The organism is Paeniglutamicibacter sulfureus, assembly GCF_030512175.1.
Lineage (GTDB): Bacteria > Actinomycetota > Actinomycetes > Actinomycetales > Micrococcaceae > Paeniglutamicibacter > Paeniglutamicibacter sulfureus.
The window spans coordinates 766857-782949 of sequence record NZ_JAULBL010000001.1 but is presented as its reverse complement, the minus strand read 5'-3'; the positions used below and the strand labels follow the sequence as shown (position 1 = coordinate 782949).

18 protein-coding genes are annotated in these 16093 nt (G+C 65.1%); 12 read left to right on the top strand and 6 right to left on the bottom strand.

The genetic code is table 11. The features are described 5' to 3' along the window. The first annotated feature begins 74 nt into the window (after window positions 1-74). Complete coding sequence (locus tag Q2T94_RS03440) at window positions 75-977, top strand: PaaX family transcriptional regulator (RefSeq protein ID WP_302262888.1); 903 nt, start codon at window positions 75-77, stop codon at window positions 975-977. Here the strand turns inward: Q2T94_RS03440 and Q2T94_RS03435 are convergent. Both Q2T94_RS03435 and Q2T94_RS03430 read right to left on the bottom strand, forming a co-directional pair. Continuing rightward, window positions 899-1666 carry an alpha/beta hydrolase family protein gene (locus Q2T94_RS03435; protein WP_302262887.1) on the bottom strand — a complete coding sequence of 256 codons (768 nt, stop codon included), beginning with the start codon at window positions 1664-1666 and terminating at the stop codon, window positions 899-901. The genes Q2T94_RS03440 and Q2T94_RS03435 overlap by 79 nt on opposite strands. A 72-nt stretch (window positions 1667-1738) precedes the next feature. Continuing rightward, entirely contained in the window at window positions 1739-2224 is a 486-nt protein-coding gene (locus Q2T94_RS03430) for a cupin domain-containing protein (protein WP_264268376.1), read from the bottom strand. A gap of 216 nt (window positions 2225-2440) precedes the next feature. Between Q2T94_RS03430 and Q2T94_RS03425 the strand changes: the two genes are divergently transcribed. Together Q2T94_RS03425 and Q2T94_RS03420 are read left to right on the top strand one after the other, a co-directional pair. Then, window positions 2441-3508, top strand: coding sequence for an MBL fold metallo-hydrolase (locus tag Q2T94_RS03425; RefSeq protein ID WP_302262886.1), 1068 nt, complete (start codon window positions 2441-2443; stop codon window positions 3506-3508). Then, on the top strand, window positions 3505-4962 hold the full coding sequence (locus tag Q2T94_RS03420) for an MFS transporter (RefSeq protein ID WP_302262885.1): 1458 nt from the start codon (window positions 3505-3507) through the stop codon (window positions 4960-4962). Before Q2T94_RS03425 ends, Q2T94_RS03420 begins: the two co-directional genes overlap by 4 nt. A gap of 69 nt (window positions 4963-5031) precedes the next feature. Here the strand turns inward: Q2T94_RS03420 and Q2T94_RS03415 are convergent, their stop codons facing one another. From Q2T94_RS03415 to Q2T94_RS03405, 3 genes are read right to left on the bottom strand one after another with little or no spacing between them, the layout of a single operon-like run. Then, window positions 5032-6177, bottom strand: coding sequence for an FAD-dependent oxidoreductase (locus Q2T94_RS03415; RefSeq protein WP_302262884.1), 1146 nt, complete (start codon window positions 6175-6177; stop codon window positions 5032-5034). Continuing rightward, a complete protein-coding gene (locus tag Q2T94_RS03410) occupies window positions 6174-6884 on the bottom strand; it encodes a methyltransferase domain-containing protein (RefSeq protein ID WP_302262883.1) in 711 nt (236 codons plus the stop codon). The genes Q2T94_RS03415 and Q2T94_RS03410 overlap by 4 nt, the downstream gene beginning before the upstream one ends. Before the next feature lie 11 nt (window positions 6885-6895). Further along, window positions 6896-8035, bottom strand: a complete 1140-nt coding sequence (locus Q2T94_RS03405; RefSeq protein ID WP_302262882.1) for a type III polyketide synthase — start codon at window positions 8033-8035, stop codon at window positions 6896-6898. 191 nt (window positions 8036-8226) lie between these two features. On the opposite strand from Q2T94_RS03405, the gene Q2T94_RS03400 reads away from it, so the two are divergent. From Q2T94_RS03400 to Q2T94_RS03360, 9 genes are all read left to right on the top strand, one after another. After that, window positions 8227-8364: a hypothetical protein gene (locus Q2T94_RS03400; RefSeq protein ID WP_264268370.1), complete on the top strand. Its 138-nt coding sequence runs from the start codon at window positions 8227-8229 to the stop codon at window positions 8362-8364. Window positions 8365-8605: 241 nt separating this feature from the next. Beyond that, complete coding sequence (locus Q2T94_RS03395) at window positions 8606-9292, top strand: fasciclin domain-containing protein (RefSeq protein ID WP_302262881.1); 687 nt, start codon at window positions 8606-8608, stop codon at window positions 9290-9292. Window positions 9293-9473: 181 nt separating this feature from the next. After that, complete coding sequence (sigK, locus tag Q2T94_RS03390) at window positions 9474-10055, top strand: ECF RNA polymerase sigma factor SigK (protein ID WP_264268368.1); 582 nt, start codon at window positions 9474-9476, stop codon at window positions 10053-10055. Next, entirely contained in the window at window positions 10055-10897 is an 843-nt protein-coding gene (locus tag Q2T94_RS03385; protein ID WP_302262880.1) for an anti-sigma factor, read from the top strand. Before sigK ends, Q2T94_RS03385 begins: the two co-directional genes overlap by 1 nt. Window positions 10898-11019: 122 nt before the next feature. After that, complete coding sequence (locus Q2T94_RS03380; protein WP_302262879.1) at window positions 11020-12579, top strand: molybdopterin-dependent oxidoreductase; 1560 nt, start codon at window positions 11020-11022, stop codon at window positions 12577-12579. 452 nt (window positions 12580-13031) lie between these two features. After that, window positions 13032-13205 carry a hypothetical protein gene (locus Q2T94_RS03375; protein WP_302262878.1) on the top strand — a complete coding sequence of 58 codons (174 nt, stop codon included), beginning with the start codon at window positions 13032-13034 and terminating at the stop codon, window positions 13203-13205. 117 nt (window positions 13206-13322) lie between these two features. After that, window positions 13323-13610, top strand: a complete 288-nt coding sequence (locus Q2T94_RS03370) for a hypothetical protein (protein WP_264268364.1) — start codon at window positions 13323-13325, stop codon at window positions 13608-13610. 224 nt (window positions 13611-13834) lie between these two features. Further along, complete coding sequence (locus tag Q2T94_RS03365) at window positions 13835-14053, top strand: hypothetical protein (RefSeq protein ID WP_302262877.1); 219 nt, start codon at window positions 13835-13837, stop codon at window positions 14051-14053. Between the two features lie 64 nt (window positions 14054-14117). Then, window positions 14118-14798 carry a CE1759 family FMN reductase gene (locus tag Q2T94_RS03360; protein WP_264268362.1) on the top strand — a complete coding sequence of 227 codons (681 nt, stop codon included), beginning with the start codon at window positions 14118-14120 and terminating at the stop codon, window positions 14796-14798. Window positions 14799-14814: 16 nt separating this feature from the next. Here the strand turns inward: Q2T94_RS03360 and Q2T94_RS03355 are convergent, their stop codons facing one another. Then, entirely contained in the window at window positions 14815-16020 is a 1206-nt protein-coding gene (locus tag Q2T94_RS03355; protein WP_302262876.1) for a MalY/PatB family protein, read from the bottom strand. Window positions 16021-16093 lie beyond the last annotated feature (73 nt).

Below are 16093 nucleotides of genomic sequence, written 5' to 3'. Positions count from 1 at the left end.
CGGGCGCTGTCCCGCGGTGTGTCTAGGATGGGTATGGCAACGAGGTACTTTACGAGAAGCGGGTTCGCACCGGCATGGAAACACGGCAGTCGAAGCTGCAGCACCAGCAGCTGATCGTCACCCTCTATGGGCTCTATGGCCGATCGACGGGGGGCACCTTTCCGGTGGCCGTGTTGGTCGACATGCTCGGCGCCCTGGGTATCGAGCCGCCCGCTGTGCGCTCGACGGTATCCAGGCTCAAGCGCAACGGCGTGCTCGTGAGCCGCCGGGACGGCAACACGGCCAGCTACCGCCTCTCGGCGGACGTTCTCGATGCCTTCGACGAGGGCGACCAGCGGATTTACGCCCCGGAACGCTCGCACCCCAACGACCCCTGGTCGTTGGTCATCTTTTCCGTGCCGGAAGCCGAACGCAACCGCCGCTATGAGCTGCGGACCGAACTGAACAGCCTCGGCTTCGGCGCGGTGGGCGCGGGAGTTGCCATCGCACCAAGCAACGTCCTGCCGCAGGCAATGCGGCGGCTGAAGGACCGGGGACTTGACCGATACGTCGAATACTTCAGCGCAGACTACCTGAGCCAGCAGGACATCAAGGCGAAGGTGCCCCAATGGTGGGACCTGCAGGAGCTGGACGAGCAGTACCGCGATTTCCTTGGGCTTTACGGAGCGGCCAAGGAGGAATGGTCTGCGCGGCTCGAAGCCGGCACCGGCGGCGATCCCGCCGCCGGCTTGGCCAGGGAGGCCTTTGCCTTCTACGTACCCTTGCTGACGCTGTGGCGGCGCTTCCCCTACCGGGACCCCAACCTGCCCTTGGAATTCCTTCCCGAGGGTTGGAAGGCGCCCGCTGCCAAACACACGTTCTGGGCCATCGATGCACTGCTGGCCCCTATCGCGAAGTCCTACGCATATTCGCTCTTGGCTGCTCGGGGCGTGGGGCCCGATGCCTCGGCCATCCAGGACAGCGCCCCGGCCCAGTGAACGGCCAGCGGGTCAATGGCTTCGAGGTGGCCAAGGGTCCTGAATTCGCGTAGCTCCACCAGGGAACCCTGTGACCCCGCGGCGGCCATGAACGCGTTCGAATGTGCGATCGGCACGCGGTCGTCATTTGCCCCATGCAGGATCACCGTTGGCGTGGTGCCAAGCGGCTGGTGCACCGGCGAGGCGGAGCGGTAGATCTCGGGGGCCTGGTCCGGGGTGGCCCCGAAGTATTCGGCCGCCGCGTTGTCTCCCAGGTTCTCCAAATAGGTCCGTTCCGCATCGGTGACCGGTGCCAGGGCCACAACCCCATCCGCGAGTCGGGCCGTGAGCAGCGCCAGTTGCCCGCCCACCGAATGGCCGACCGTGAGCAACGGGCCGCCGATGCCCTCGGCCTGCTTCAACACGGCGATGCGTTCCAGCGCTTCCGTGGTGTCCTCCAGCGGGGCCGGCCACCGGCCGGTGGAGCCGCGGCGGTATTCCACGTTGGCCGTGATCCAGCCTTCGGCCCGCAGCGAAGCGGCCAGTGGGTCCATCAGCGAGGCGAAGAGATGTGAGCGCCAATAACCCCCGTGGATGAGGACTGCGATGCCGAGTGGCCGGGTTCCGGGCTCGGGCCGTGAAAGCACAAGGTGCTGGGCCTCGTCGGGGCCGTAGGACAGGATCCCGGATAGCGGGGGCGTGCTGGTCATGTCATGTACTCCTTGGCGCAAACGATGGGAGGGCAGTGCGGGTTCCGCACTGCCCTCGACTGTAGCGGACGCCTAGGCGCCCGGAACGGCTCCCGGCGGCAGGAAGTTGACGTCGCGCAGGGCCGAGAGGCGGACGACTTCCTCGGGATCGGTGAGATTGTGCAGCTCGTCGAAGAGGGTGGAGAGCTGGCCCGCCGGGCTGACCCAGAAGAGGGACTTGCCGGGGGTTTCGTGCTTGTTGTAATAGGCATGCGGCAGCCCCATGGGCATGCGCACGGTGTCGCCCGGGCCCGCGGTGGTCCACTCGCCGTCGAGGTAGAGCGTGTACACGCCCTCCATGATGTAGATGTGCTCGTCCTGCGTGGGGTGCACGTGCGGGGGAACGCCGGTGCCGGCCGGGTCAAGGGACAGCCAGGCGAAGGACGAAGAGCTTTCCACCTTGGATAGATAGGTGTGCCCCAGCACGTTCCAGGTCTTGTTGCCCATGGCCTCGCTGGCGAGGGTGATGCCCTTGGGCAGATCGCCGAGAACGATTTCCTGGCCCTGTTGGATTTCCATTGCAGCTCCTTGTCGCATGTTTCCTTGGTCGACCCAGCATGGCAGAAAACCATGAGCATATGCAATAGGTATTGCGATCGCCAGTTCTAGTGCATATGATGTGGATCACGCTTGGGGGCGTGCACCGCTGCAAGGTCAAATTGCCGCGGCGTACTTGAACCAACCACAGACCGGGCCATGAACCGACAGCCCTTCCCAATGAAGCGAGGCGCCAGCGTGAGTACAAAAAATTTCAGCGGCATGAGTGTGCACACCTTGGGGACGGGAGGTGGACCGATCGTCTCAAGTTCCCGGGCCGGCACCAGCACCGCGGTCCGGGTCGACGATGCCACCTACGTCTTCGACTGCGGCATGGGCAGCATCCGCAACTACCGCTCGCATTGCGAATGGGGCCAGTTGCGCGGCATCTTCCTCACCCACCACCACTCCGACCACATCTACGACCTGGGTTCCTTCCTGGTCACCGGCTGGCAGGTGCCGGGGGAGTCCTTCGCGGCACCTATCGAGGTCTTCGGCCCCGGAAAGCCAGCCCGCATCCCGGCCCTCGATGAAGAGCATGCGCGGGACATCGACGCCCGCGTGGGCAATCGCGAAATGACCTCAACCACGCAGATCGTTGACGCATTGCTCGACACTGTCTTCGCTTCGGACATCGCCATCCGCATGGCCGACGAGGGCCGCGGCGAGCCGCACGAATGGGTGCGCGGACACGACATCGAGATTCCCGCAACGGCGGGCGCAGATCCGGTGGCCAATCGGCACCCGGTCATGGAACCGTTCGAGGTATACCGCGACGAGCTGGTGGTCATCTCCGCGATCCTGGTCGACCACCGCCTGTGCTTCCCGGCCTTCGGCTTCCGCATCGACTCGCGCCACGGCTCGGTGGTCATCTCCGGGGACACCGCCTACTCGGAAAACTGCATCAGGCTCGCCCGCGGCGCGGACCTGCTGCTGCACGAGGTCATCGACCTGCCCTCCATCCTGGCGACCTTCCCCGACGGTCCCACCCGCGAGGGGATCGAGGTCCACCTGCGCGAATCGCACACCCCCTTCGCCGAGGTCGGCAAGGTCGCCGCCGCGGCCGGTGTCAAGGCCCTGGTGCTCCACCACATCGTGCCCAACACCCCGGGCACCGCCGACCTGGCGGCCATGGGCGAGGCGGTCCGCCGGGACTTCGCCGGCACCGTGCACATTGCCGAAGACAACGACGTCTTCTTCCCCCGGGATCCCGGAACCAATAGTGTTGAAACCGCAGGACTGGAAATCATCGGAGCAGGCGCATGAGCACCTCGGAGCACGTCCAGCCGCACACCCTTCGTGCGGCCGTCAAATACGGGAAAATGAATCGCCGGGCATGGATTGTCACGTCCTTGCTGGTTGTCTTCCAAATCATCAACTTCGCCGACAAGGCGGTGCTGGGCCTCGTCGCCGACTCGGCCATCAAGGAACTGGGCCTCACCGCGGGCCAGTTCGGACTCATCGGCAGCGCATTCTTCTTCCTCTTCGCCATCGCCGCGGTGGCCGTGGGCTTCCTGGCCGGCAAGGTCTCCACCCGCTGGATCCTGCTGACCATGGGCATCAGCTGGGCCGTGCTGCAGTTCCCGATGCTGTTCGGCGGCGGCGCGGCGGTCCTCCTGGTCACCCGCATCCTGCTCGGCGGGGCCGAGGGCCCGGCAACCCCCATTTCCCTGCAGCACGTCCACGGCTGGTTCCCGGCCAAGGAGCGCGGCTTCCCCTCCAGCATCATTGCCATTGGCTCCACGCTCGGACCCATCATCGCGGCCCCCATCCTGGCCGGCATCATCGCGCACCCGGCACTCGGCTGGCGTTGGGCCTTCGGGTTCCTGGGCATAGTGGGCCTGCTCTGGAGCGTTGTCTGGTTCCTCGTGGGGCGGGACGGACCCTACAGCCACATCACCGGGAAGAAGGCCGCCACCGAGGCGGAACCGGCGAAGGTCCCGGAGGCCGCGGTGCCCCGGGAGCAGCCGGCCGTCGGAAAGCCGGGCGCAAGCATCACCGAACGTGCCGACCTCCTCAAGCTGGTGCCCATCCGCCGGGTGCTGGGCTCGAGAATGTTCATTGCTGCCGTCCTGGCCGGTGCCGGCTGCTTCTGGGCCCAGGGCTTCCTGACCACCTGGTCGCCGAAGTACCTCGGCTCGGTGGTTGCCCTCTCGCCCGAGATGATCGGCCTGGTTTCGACCTTCCCGTGGGTCATCGGCGCCCTGGCGCTGCTGGTGCTGGGATACACCTCGCGGTACCTGATGCGCCGCGGCGTCACGGTGCGCTGGGCCATGGGCGCCCTGTTCGGCGCTTCGCTGCTGGTCTCGGGCATCTGCTTCACCGTGCTGCCGCACCTGCACGGCTACGCAGCGGTGACGGCGCTGACTCTTGGCGCCGGATTGGCGATGATCTACCCGCTGGCCCCCACCGCCATCGCGTTCTGTGTCGCCTCCAAGCAGCGCGCGGCCATCATGGCCACGCTGACCGGGCTGGCCTCGGTCGGCGGCGTCATAGCCCCGGCCATGGTCGGATCGCTCATGGACCGCGCCGGATACATTCCCGGTCCCAAGGGCGTGCGCGACAGCGCGGAAATGGCCTCGTTGCTGGCCCAGGGCATGAACTCGTCATTCTCCATGATCGGGATCTACCTGGTCGTCGTGGGTGTCATCTGCGTCCTGCTGCTGAACCCGGACCGCACCGCCGAACGCCTGCAGACCAGGTTCGCCTTCAACGGATAACCGCAAAGGCACCAAGCAACCGCGGGGCGCGGGGGGAAGAATCGTTCTTCCCCCACGCCCCGCGCGTTTTCAGCCGCCCTTGCCGGTCATGGTGAACGTGGCGGCAACGGCGGCCGAAAACCGCTCCGACTCGAAGAGCACACGGGCCAGCGCATCGCGCGACCCCACGGCGGGGCCCCACAGCGGGCGCCCCAGCGCCATGTTCACGTGCGCCTGCCGCCCGGCCCGCCGGGCGGAGGCAAGACGCCGGCGGGAAAAGCCGGCGAGTTGCTCCTCGAGCCGGTCCCGGGGCTGCTGCCCGCCCAGCGCCGCCCCCAGGATGGGGGCCAGGGCTGCGGCATCGAGCAGGCCCAGCGTCATGCCCTGGCCCCCGATGGGGCTGACCTCGTGGGCAGCATCCCCGATCAGGACCAGGTTCCCGTGGTTCATGGATCCCACCGCGAAATTCGCTGTCCCGAATTCGCTGAGCATGGATTTTTCGCCGGCCTGCACCCGGTGCCCGGTCCGCCGCGCAATGAGTTCGGGCAGCGAGGGGGACCGCTCATCCCGGAGCCGGGAAACCCAGCGCCTCCGGTTCCCCGGGAGGGGGAACGACTCGGTGATCCCGTGCTCGTGCAGAAACAGGGCCGCCACCGGGCCGAAATCGGTGCCGTCCGGGTAGTCGCCCATGAGGTAGCGATCGGGCAGGTCCCTGCCGCGGAACGGGACCAGCGCCGCCCGCCGCACGGCCGACCGCGTGCCGTCGGCGCCGATGAGGAAGCGGCATTCGAACCGGGTGGGTCCGCCGGCGGCCGCGGCCTCGACAACGTGGAACCCCGGGTGCGCGGTGTACGAGGTGAATTCGTGCCCGGCCAGCAGCGCCGAGGGATCCAGCTCCCGCAGACGGTCGCGCAACAGCCCGACCGTCCGGTTTTGCGGCAACGACAACACGAAGCGGTGACCGGCCGGGATGGAGCCGAACCCCAGTTCCGCCACGACCCGTCCGCGGGAGATGCCGACCCCGCGGGTGATCCGCACCCCGGCCTCCACGGCAGCCGGTCCCACCCCGAGCCCATCCAGGACCGCGAGTCCCGGCGGGTGGATCCCGATGGCCCGCGAGTGTTCCCCGACCCCGGTCCGGGACTCGAGCACGCGCACGCTGTGTCCGCCCTGGCGCAGCAGGATCGCCAGCGCCATCCCGCTGGGGCCGGCCCCGACTATCAGGACGTCGATCATCGGCCGGCCGGTGGTTCCCCGTGCCAGATGGCCAGGTTCCGGTACATCCCGGCTGCGTGCGCGTGCCATCCGCGCGGCAGCACCCGGGCGAGTTCGTCGCGGGTGAAACTGCGCCGGATTGAGGTGAGGCCGTCGCGCCGGATGAACGAGGTGCCCGCCAGGGGCAGGGTGGCCAGCCCGAAAAGCAGCAGGGCGCTGCGCCGGCGCCGGATGTCGCTGTGGATCGCCAGCGAGCGGGCAAGCACCTGGCTGTCGGCCAGAACGCCTGACAGCGCCGGCGGATCCAGGTGGTGCAGGACGTGGTTGGAGATGACCACGTCGAACACCTGTCCCTCGGCCACCAGTTCCGCGCTGGCCGCCCGCCGGAATTCGAGCTCCTCGGGGCCGAAGCCGGCAGCGGCAGCCGCCCGGGAGGCAAAATCGTGGGCGCGCGGGTCCGGGTCGATGCCCGTCACCTTGAGGCTCAGCCCGTCGGCCCGTGCCCAGCGCAGGAGCGCCAGTGCAATGTCGCCGCCGCCGCAGCCGATGTCCAGGATGGTGGCGGTGCGGTTGCGCGGAAGCGCCGGTCGAACGAGCCCCAGGTACACGCTCCGCCACCCTGACACGCATCGGTTCACCAGCGGGAACTGCGCGTAGGTCCGCTCCAGCATCAGCGGATCGGCATCAGGGCTGTCCATTTCCTCGAATGCGGCAATGTCCCGTTGCATGTCCGGGGCGCCTAGCCCTGCCTCCCCGAAACCAGGGTCATCAGGGACGTCTCGACGGTGAGACCGGGGCCAAAGGCCATGGAGCACACGCGCTCGCCGGATGACGATGCCCGGGAAATGTTCTCGTCCATGATGTCCTTGAGCACGAACAGCACCGTGGAACTGGACATGTTCCCGTAGTCGTTGAGGATCCGCCGCGCCGGCACCAATTGGTCGTCGCCCAACTGCAGGCGCTTCTGCACGCGGTCAAGGATGGCGCGTCCGCCGGGGTGGATACCCCAGTGCGGGATGTCGGCATAGGCATCGCCCAGCGTCGGGTCCCGGGCCAGCAGCGGTTCCAAGGCGCCAACGATGTGGTCGTCGATGATGTGCGGGACATAGGTTCCCAAGACCATTTCAAAGCCCTCGTCCCCGATGTTCCAGGCCATGGCCTCCTCGCCCACCGGGGTCAGCACCGTCTCGAAGTGGTCCAACCGCAGGCCGGACCCGGAGTGCTGGCGGGCGGTGACGATGGCGGCAGCGGCCCCGTCGGCAAAGAGCGCGGAGCCCATGATGGTGTCGGGGTCGTTCGAGCTGCGCACGTGGATGGAACACAGCTCTGCGCAGACCACCAGGACCACGGCGTTGGAGTCGGCCTCGCAAAAGCTCTTGGCGGCGCGCAGGGCCGGGAAGGCGGCGTAGCATCCCATGAATCCCAGGTGGTATCGCTGGGTTGCCGGACTCAGGCCCAGTGCCCTGACCAATTGGTAGTCGGGCCCGGGGTTGTAGAAGCCGGTGCAGGAGACCGTGATGACGTGGGTGATGTCGCCGGGTGCAAGATCGGGGCAGGCATCCAGGGCCTTTTGTGCAGATTCGATGTAGAGTCCGGGGGCCGTGGCGGCAAAGACCTCGTTGCGTTCCTTGGTGCTGGGTCGCAGCAGCAGCCCCGACTCCGCGTCGAAGAAGAGGGGGTTCTCGGCCACCGTCTCGGTGGTGAATTCGGTGACCGCAGTATGGCGGGTCGAAATCTGGGCGGAGTCAAAGGACGTATTGATCAGGCGCTGGCCCAATCGGGTCAGGCCGGGTTGGGCGGCAAAAACGTCCCGTACCTTGTCCTGGTACAGGATGGTTGGCGGAACTGCTGTTTGGATGGTTCTCATCATCACCGGCATGAAACCGAGCCTATGGCCCGATGCCGTTGGGGTAAAGGGGCACGTCGCGGCAGGGGTGGCGCCCGGGGAAAGCCAGGGAAAACGGGACCCCCAAAAAGTGCTGGCATCCTTGCGCGCTCAGGAGTATCGTCTGTGTGTGGGGAGACCAGTCGCGGTCGTAAGTGATCCCGCCCCAGGGTGAGAGGTAATTGATGCCAGACAAATCACCACATAGACATGAACACAAGAAGCCTGCCGGCAAGTCGATCAAGGCGCGACGCGCGGAGAAGCGCTCGAAGAACGCACCTGCGACAGAGACCGAGCAAGTCACCCACATCAAGAAACACTGAGCAACTTGATGATTGGAGATAGTTTTACCGGAAGCGGAGAAGAACAGACATCTTCTCCGCTTCTTCCATGTCCACCTGCAGATGGGAGCCCGCTGCGGGTAGTGGCGCGGGGGGGAAAAAACTTTTTTGACATGATTCCAATCCGTTTGCCGTACGGCACCGAATGCTCCATGACAGCCCGAACCAACAGTGGTCGGGAAGGCGCGGAGACCAAGGGTCGACGCCAAGCAAGGAGCATGACATGAAGCGCATGAACAGCAAGTTTGCCTCAGCACTCGGACTGATTGCAGTTGCCACCGTTGGCCTGACCGCTTGCTCGGCGGGCACCGGCGGCGAAACCGCTGCACCTGCCTCTTCGGCCGCCCCGTCCAGTTCGTCGGCGGCACCGAGCAGCTCGGCAATGGCCAGCGAAGCGGCGATGGACCCGGCAGCAAACCTCGTGGGCTCGGGTTGCGCGGCCTATGCCGAGGCAGTGCCCAGCGGAGAAGGCTCGGTTGCCGGCATGGCCAAGGACCCGGTCGCAGTGGCCGCCTCCAACAACCCGCTGCTCAAGACCCTTACCGCAGCGGTGTCAGGCAAGCTCAACCCCAAGGTCGATTTGGTTGACACCCTCAACGGTGCCGAGTTCACTGTCTTCGCCCCGGTAGACGAGGCCTTCGCAGCCATCCCGGAAAAGGACCTCAACGCAGCCGTCGCGGACGCAGACACCCTGAGCAGCATCCTGACCTACCACGTGATCCCCGGCCAGATCGCACCGAGCGACATCCCCGGCAGCCACACGACTGTCCAGGGCGGGGACCTGGAGGTCACCGGCAGCGGTGACGAGCTCATGGTCAACGGCGCCACGGTGGTTTGCGGCGGCGTCCAGACCGCCAACGCAACCGTCTATCTCGTCGACACCGTGCTGATGCCCCCGGCCAAGAAGTAGCCGCGGCACGGCAGGGCAACCCACCAGGGGGTTGGTGTCTGATGGTCCCTTCCATCACTCACCGGCCCCCTGCGGTCGATAGGCGTCGACCCGTGGTTCCGGCAGGCCGAAAAAATATTTTTCGGCCGCCGCACCAGAAAGGATGAAGGACGGGTTTGGAATGCATGAGACGCTTTATCGCATGAGTTCACATCTACCAGGTGGCACGGAACAGACTTGGGCCCCGACCACCGAAGAACTGATGCTCCGGATTGCGGCAGGCAATGAGAGCGCTTTTGAAGAACTCTATGACCGTCTCTCGCCCCAGGTCTTCGGTCTGGTCCGACGCATCCTGAAGGACCAGGCTCAAAGCGAGGAAGTCACGCAAGAGGTATTTGTCGAAGCCTGGCAGCAGGCCTCACGCTACGACTCGGCCCGCGGAAAGGCGATCACCTGGCTGCTGACCCTGGCGCACCGCCGGGCCGTCGACCGGGTTCGGGCCAGCCAAGCGAGCAAGGACCGCGACCTGCGCCAAGGCATCAAGGAATTCCAGGCGAGCTACGATGACGTTGAGGAAACGGCCATCCAGCACGATGAAAGCCGACGAGTCATCCAGGCCCTGGAACGGCTCAGCGAGACGCAGCGCGATGCCATTCAACTGGCCTATTTTGGGGGCTACACGCACATCGAGGTGGCCGAATTGCTCAAGATCCCGGTGGGAACCGCGAAAACACGAATACGCGACGGAATGAACAAACTTCGAGACCTGATGGGAGTGGCGTAATGGACAAGCACAAGAACGAGCTGACCGGCAGCTTCGCCCTGAACGCATTGGGCGACGATGAACGCGACGAACTGATCCGTCATGCAGAATCCTCCCCGGAGGTCCGTGACGAATTGGATGCACTGCAGGAAACGGCGGCACTTCTTGGCCAGTCGGCCGAACCCGTCGCACCCCCGGCCAGGCTCAAGGCCAATGTCATGTCCGCCATCCGGAACACCCCGCAGTTGCCGCCGGTCGACGCCGAGCGAGAAATTCCTGGCCACGGAGCCCCGGAAGCTTCGGGTCCCGCCGCAGAGGCAGCAAGGAAGGACCGCGCATCGGAGCGGTCGCCGGAGCCGGCCCCGCAGCGCACGCCCCCAACTGCCAAGGGCAACCAACGGATGTTCGCCTTGGCGGCCGGAGTGCTGCTGGTGGCATCCGGCGTGCTCAGCGGCGTGGTCGTCAACCAAAATGCGGAGCAGCAAAAGCTGGAGGAACAGCTGGCTGCCCTCAGCACGCAGCAAAACGAACTGACCCGCATCCTGACCGCCGCCGATGTCCAGTCCAAGAGCCAGCAACTGGACGACGGTGCCACGGTTACCTTGGCCTACTCGGCCTCCGAGGGCATGATGGCGGTGACCACCGCCGGATTGCCCGCCCTGCCCAGCGACAAGGGGTACGAACTGTGGCTCATCTCCGGCACCGGTGCGGTACCTGCCGGAATGGTCGACGGTACCAAGGCCGATGGCATGGTCATGGTTTCCGGGGCGATGGAGGGCGTGACACACTTCGGCATCACCGTGGAACCGGCTTCCGGCTCCCCGGCGCCAACGACCGAACCGATCCTCGTCCAGGAACTCTAGGCGCCTGAAAGATTACGCGGCCGCCTTCCAATCCGCCGGTGGTACCGTTCCGAATACGTAGTGGTTAGTTGTTCCCCGCAGTCGCGGGGAGGAAGCATCACAACGTACGGGTGGGTGAACTCATGAACAAGTTAACAGCAACGAGGCTGCGGGACCTGGGCACCTTCGGGCTCGCGGGCTTCGCGTCGGCTGCCGTGCTTTTTTCCGTGGCTCAATTTGTGTCGGCCTTCTTCGCCACATCATCGGCACCCCTGGTGGCGATGGGATCGGTGTTCATCGACCTGACACCGCCATGGCTCAAGGATTTCGCCATTGCCACGTTCGGCACCAATGACAAACTGGCACTTTTCATCTCCATGGGGGTGATTGCCGCCGTAGCCGCGGTATTGGTCGGAATGATCGCCAGGCGCAGCTTTGCCCTGGCGGCCGGTAGCATCGTGGTCCTCGCCGTGGCAATCGGCGGAGCCGTGCTTTCCAGGCCGGCCACCGGACTCGTGGACCTGACTCCCATCATCTTGGGTGCGGTCGCGGGCCTGGCCACCCTGCGGTGGCTCTCGGCGCTCGCCGGGAAGGCCCGGCCTTCGACACCCGAAGAGGTACCGGCACCCGGGGCCTCGCGCAGGAACTTCCTGCTGGGCACTGCACTTTCCCTGGTTGGCGCGGCAATCGCCACGGGCGTCGGAAAATCCCTGGCCACCGCACGCAACGTAGCCGATTCCGCCCGTTCGGCCCTCGGGCTACCCGCGGCCAAGGTGCTGGCACAGGCGCCACCGGCCAACGCGCAGGTCGAATTGTCAGGCATGCCGAAGTTCATCACGCCGAACAAGGACTTCTATCGGATCGACACCGCTCTTACCGTGCCGCGCATCAACCCGACTGAATGGTCGCTGCGGGTCCACGGCATGGTGGAAAAGGAATTCACCATGAGCTTCGAGGAGCTTCTGGCCGAGGACCTCGTGGAAAGCTATCTGACGCTGACCTGCGTATCGAACCCGGTCGGCGGCCAGCTGGTGGGCAACGCCAAGTGGTTGGGGTATCCGTTGCGCCGGCTCCTGGAGCGTGCGGTGCCCAAGGACGGCGCGGACATGGTCCTCTCGACATCGATCGACGGGTTCAGTGCCTCCACGCCGCTCGAGGTTCTCACCGACGACCGCATGGCCCTGCTGGCCATCGGCATGAACGGCGAGCCCTTGCCGCTGGAGCACGGATTCCCGGTCCGCATGGTGGTGCCCGGTCTCTACGGCTACGTCTCCGCCACGAAATGGATTGTCGACCTGGAAGTCACTCGCTTCGAAGACAAGGTCGCATACTGGACCACGCGAGGCTGGTCGGATCACGGTCCCATCAAGCTTTCCTCCCGGGTGGATGTGCCGCGGTCCTTCGCAAGCGTTCCGGCGGGAACGGTTGTCATGGGAGGAACCGCCTGGGCGCAGACCCGGGGAATCTCGAAGGTACAAGTGCAGATCGATGATGGCGACTGGATGGACACGGAATTGGGCGCCGAGGCTTCCGTGGACACCTGGCGGCAATGGCGCTACGAATGGGACGGGGGTTCATCGGGAAACCACACGGTCAGCGTTAGGGCTTTCGACGGGCAAGGGGAAATGCAAACCAGCGAAAAGGCCGACCCGGTCCCTGACGGCGCCAGTGGCTGGCAGCGGGTCCAGTTCTCGGTTGAATAGCCCCGCGGTCGCCTGGTCTGGTGTGCACGGAGCCGTCCAAACCTTGGCCGGTTCGGGTCGGCTCCCGATACCACTTGAAAGGCTGGAAATCCATAGATACCCGGCGTATTCTCAAGGTAAGTCGGTTTGCTGGAACCAGCCGAACCGATGGGCAATGGGATGCGGGTGAACGCATGGATACGGCAAGGAATCGGTGCCGGCGGCGGAAACGCCGTAGGTGATATCTGGCAGAGGCCAGACGGCTCTGTTCACGGTGCATGACACCGTCGCCTTCGCCTTCGCCTTCGCCTTCGCATCGCGATCAGTGGAAACAGCCGACGTGCACGACGTTGTCGATGAACCCCAAACTTCCGTTGGGGGTATCGTGCCGACATTGACCGGTGGTCCGCTCGGCTACCGCATACTCCAAGAGAAACATCCATGTTCCAGTTTCGAGGACTGAGGAGCACACGATGAACGAGGAAACCAACGCCACGCCGGCGCAAGAATCCGACGGAAAAGTCACCGGATCATCCACGACCAAGGGCGCCGCGAAACGATCCGCGGACGAACTGCCCGATGGCTCGGGCAACGACGCGCAGAGGCCGATGTCGCTAGAGGACAGGGAACGCTACGACGCAGGCTAGCCACGGGCGACCAAGCCAAGAACATGTGCCTCGACAAGCCGGCAAACGGCTTGGACGGTGCACACTTCACAACAACATGGTGGCCTGTTCCAGAGAAGATGACAGGAGTGAAATGTCATGACACAGGATGCACACATTCCGGCACCACGCGAGGAACCCCAGTCAAGGCTGAGGGTTCCCGGGACGCACCACGCCAACGGATTGTTGATCGGCGGCGGACTCGCGGCCCTGCTCTTCTTGGTATTCATCGTCGCCGGCGGCATCACGCTGGGTACCGTGATCAGTCCGCTGTGGATTGGTTTCATCATCGGTGTCTTGGTCGCGCTTCTTGGAGCCTTCCGCATGGTTCGCGGCCCCGAAGCCTTCGGACTAGGCGATACCGAGCACAAACACCCGGCTGCCTAACGCAAAACGGGTGAAATCACGAGGGCCATCGTCTCGCCGCCCCCAGGGCAGACGGTGGCCTTCGTGTGTCCGGCCGGCAAGGCGATATTCGTTGGTTCGGCAGTGCGTTCCGGCCAAAGGTGTTTCCTTCGTCTTCTGCATGGCGCCTATTCCCGCGGTACCGTTGAAGTCATGGTGAACCCGGCATTTCGGCCGTTGCCACCGAGATGAACCAGGGAGGCTTCATGCTGTATCGCGTGATCTGGATGACCGTCGCCGTGGTGCTTGCAGTCATGGGTATTTCGCTCCGGTCCGACGCACCGATCGCTGCATTCGGCGCAGGCGCAATTGCCGCCTACTGCCTGGTTGGGGCCATCCGCGGACGTTGCCTTGGCGGTATCTGCATGCCGACGGCGGCGACCGACGAAAACGTTCCCAAAAAAGAAGAGGCCGGCCGGGAATGAATTCACGACCCTCGTGGTTTTACATGCAAAGACATGTATTTCACGAGAGGGAGCCACACACATCATGAGCCAAAACATCGTAGTCATCTCCGGCGGACTGGGCACACCGTCAACCTCCGGCCTGCTGGGACGCCAGCTCGGCGAATCCGCCGTCAAGGAACTTGCGGCGATGGGCATCCAGGCCGACCTGACGGTGCTTGAGCTGCGCGACTACGCCGCTGACATCACCAACAACCTGCTCACCGGCTACGCACCGCCGCGCCTGGCCGAGGCCATCGAAGCGGTACGAAACGCCGCCGGACTGATCGCTGTCTCTCCGGTCTTCACCGCATCGGTCTCCGGGCTCTTCAAGTCGTTCATCGATGTACTGGATCCCACCTCGCTCGATGACAAGCCCATGATCCTGGCCGCCACGGGTGGAAGTGCACGGCACAACCTGGTGGTCGACTACGCAATGCGTCCGATCTTCGCCTACCTGCGGGCGCGGATCATGCCCACGGCCATCTTTGCCTCACCCGAGGACTGGGGAGCGGACCAGGGCCACGGTGCGCTGGCCGAACGCGAGCGCCGCGCCGGGACCGAGCTGGCCCAGGCCATTGCCGGACCCAACGGGACCGCAGCGCGGACCCAGGACCTGGGCGACACCCGTTCCATCGCACCACGCGTGAGCGAAACCGCAAATCCGCGGGACAACATGACCTCGCTGCCGTTCGAGCAGCTGCTGGCCAACATCCAGAAGGGCTAGTTGGAGCCGCCCGAGGTCACTGGGCAAACTCCGGGTCGGTGACGTCCTTGTTGTCGCAGCCGTCGACCGCGGCCCCCATGCGGTGGATCATTCCGCCCAGCACCGGCCGCGGGGTGGCAAAGTTCAGCCGTACGAAGCCCTTGCCGCCGCTGCCGCAGGCAGTGCCGTTGATCAAAGCGACCTGGGCTTCCTTGAGGAAGAACTGGGCGGGCCCCGGGTCCAGGGCGAGCCGGGAAACATCCAGCCACGCGAGGTAGGTCCCCTGCGGGGGAAGGTAGCGGACCTGGGGCAGGTGTTCCTGGATGATGTCCAAGAGCAGCATTCGCGACTCATCAAGGTATCCGATGACCCCGTCGAGCCAGCCCGTGCCGGTGCGGTAGGCAGCCGTTGTCGCCGCCAGCCCCACATTGGCTGCGCCGTGTTCGGCTACCCCGCCCACCCGCTCCCAGGCGATTCGGTCGGCGTCGTTGGTCAGGACCAGCTGGGCACACTTGAGCCCCGGGAGGTTGAAGGCCTTCGTGGCTGCAACCGACGTGACGGAGTGCGCCGCGGCCGCGGGCGAAACGGTGGCATAGGGAACGTGGGAGGCGCCGTCAAAAACAAGTGGCGAATGGACCTCGTCCACGAAGACCCTCGATCCGGAGGCTTCGACCAGCTCGGAGATCGCGAGCAGCTCCTCGCGCGAATAGACCTTGCCGATCGGGTTGTGCGGATTCACCAGGACCAGCAGGGCGCCGCCTGCCAATGCCTGCTTCAGGGCGTTCCAGTCGATCTCCCATCCGCTTTGCGTGGGAACCATGGCCACTTCGATGGAATCCCGCCCAAAACGCTCCGCGGTGGAGATGAAGGGCATGTACGCGGGGGTCAAAAGGACCAGGGGAGCGTCTGGACGGTGCCTCGGGGAAAAATGCATGATGGCGGCGTCAAGCGCCGTCATCACGGAGCTCATGGGCCGCACCTGGTCGGGGTCGATCTTCCACTCGAACCTGTTCTCCAGCCATCCGGCCGTGGCCTGCTGCATGTCGTGGACCAATTGGGTCGGTGCGTAGCCGATCAGGCCGTTGACCAACGTTTCCTGTGCCGCCGCGATGACGCCCGGGGCCGTCCCGAAATCCATTTCGGCCACCCATGCACCAAGCGATCCGCGGTATTCGGACCACTTCAGCGATCCGGTCCGACGCAATTGGTCGACGGTCAAAAGGTCGAAGGGGTGGGCACTCATTTAGCCAGCTTAGACTCCTTCGGGAACGAAAGACCCTGCCGTTTTTTATTTCTTCTGCCCAAGTCGCTTGTTC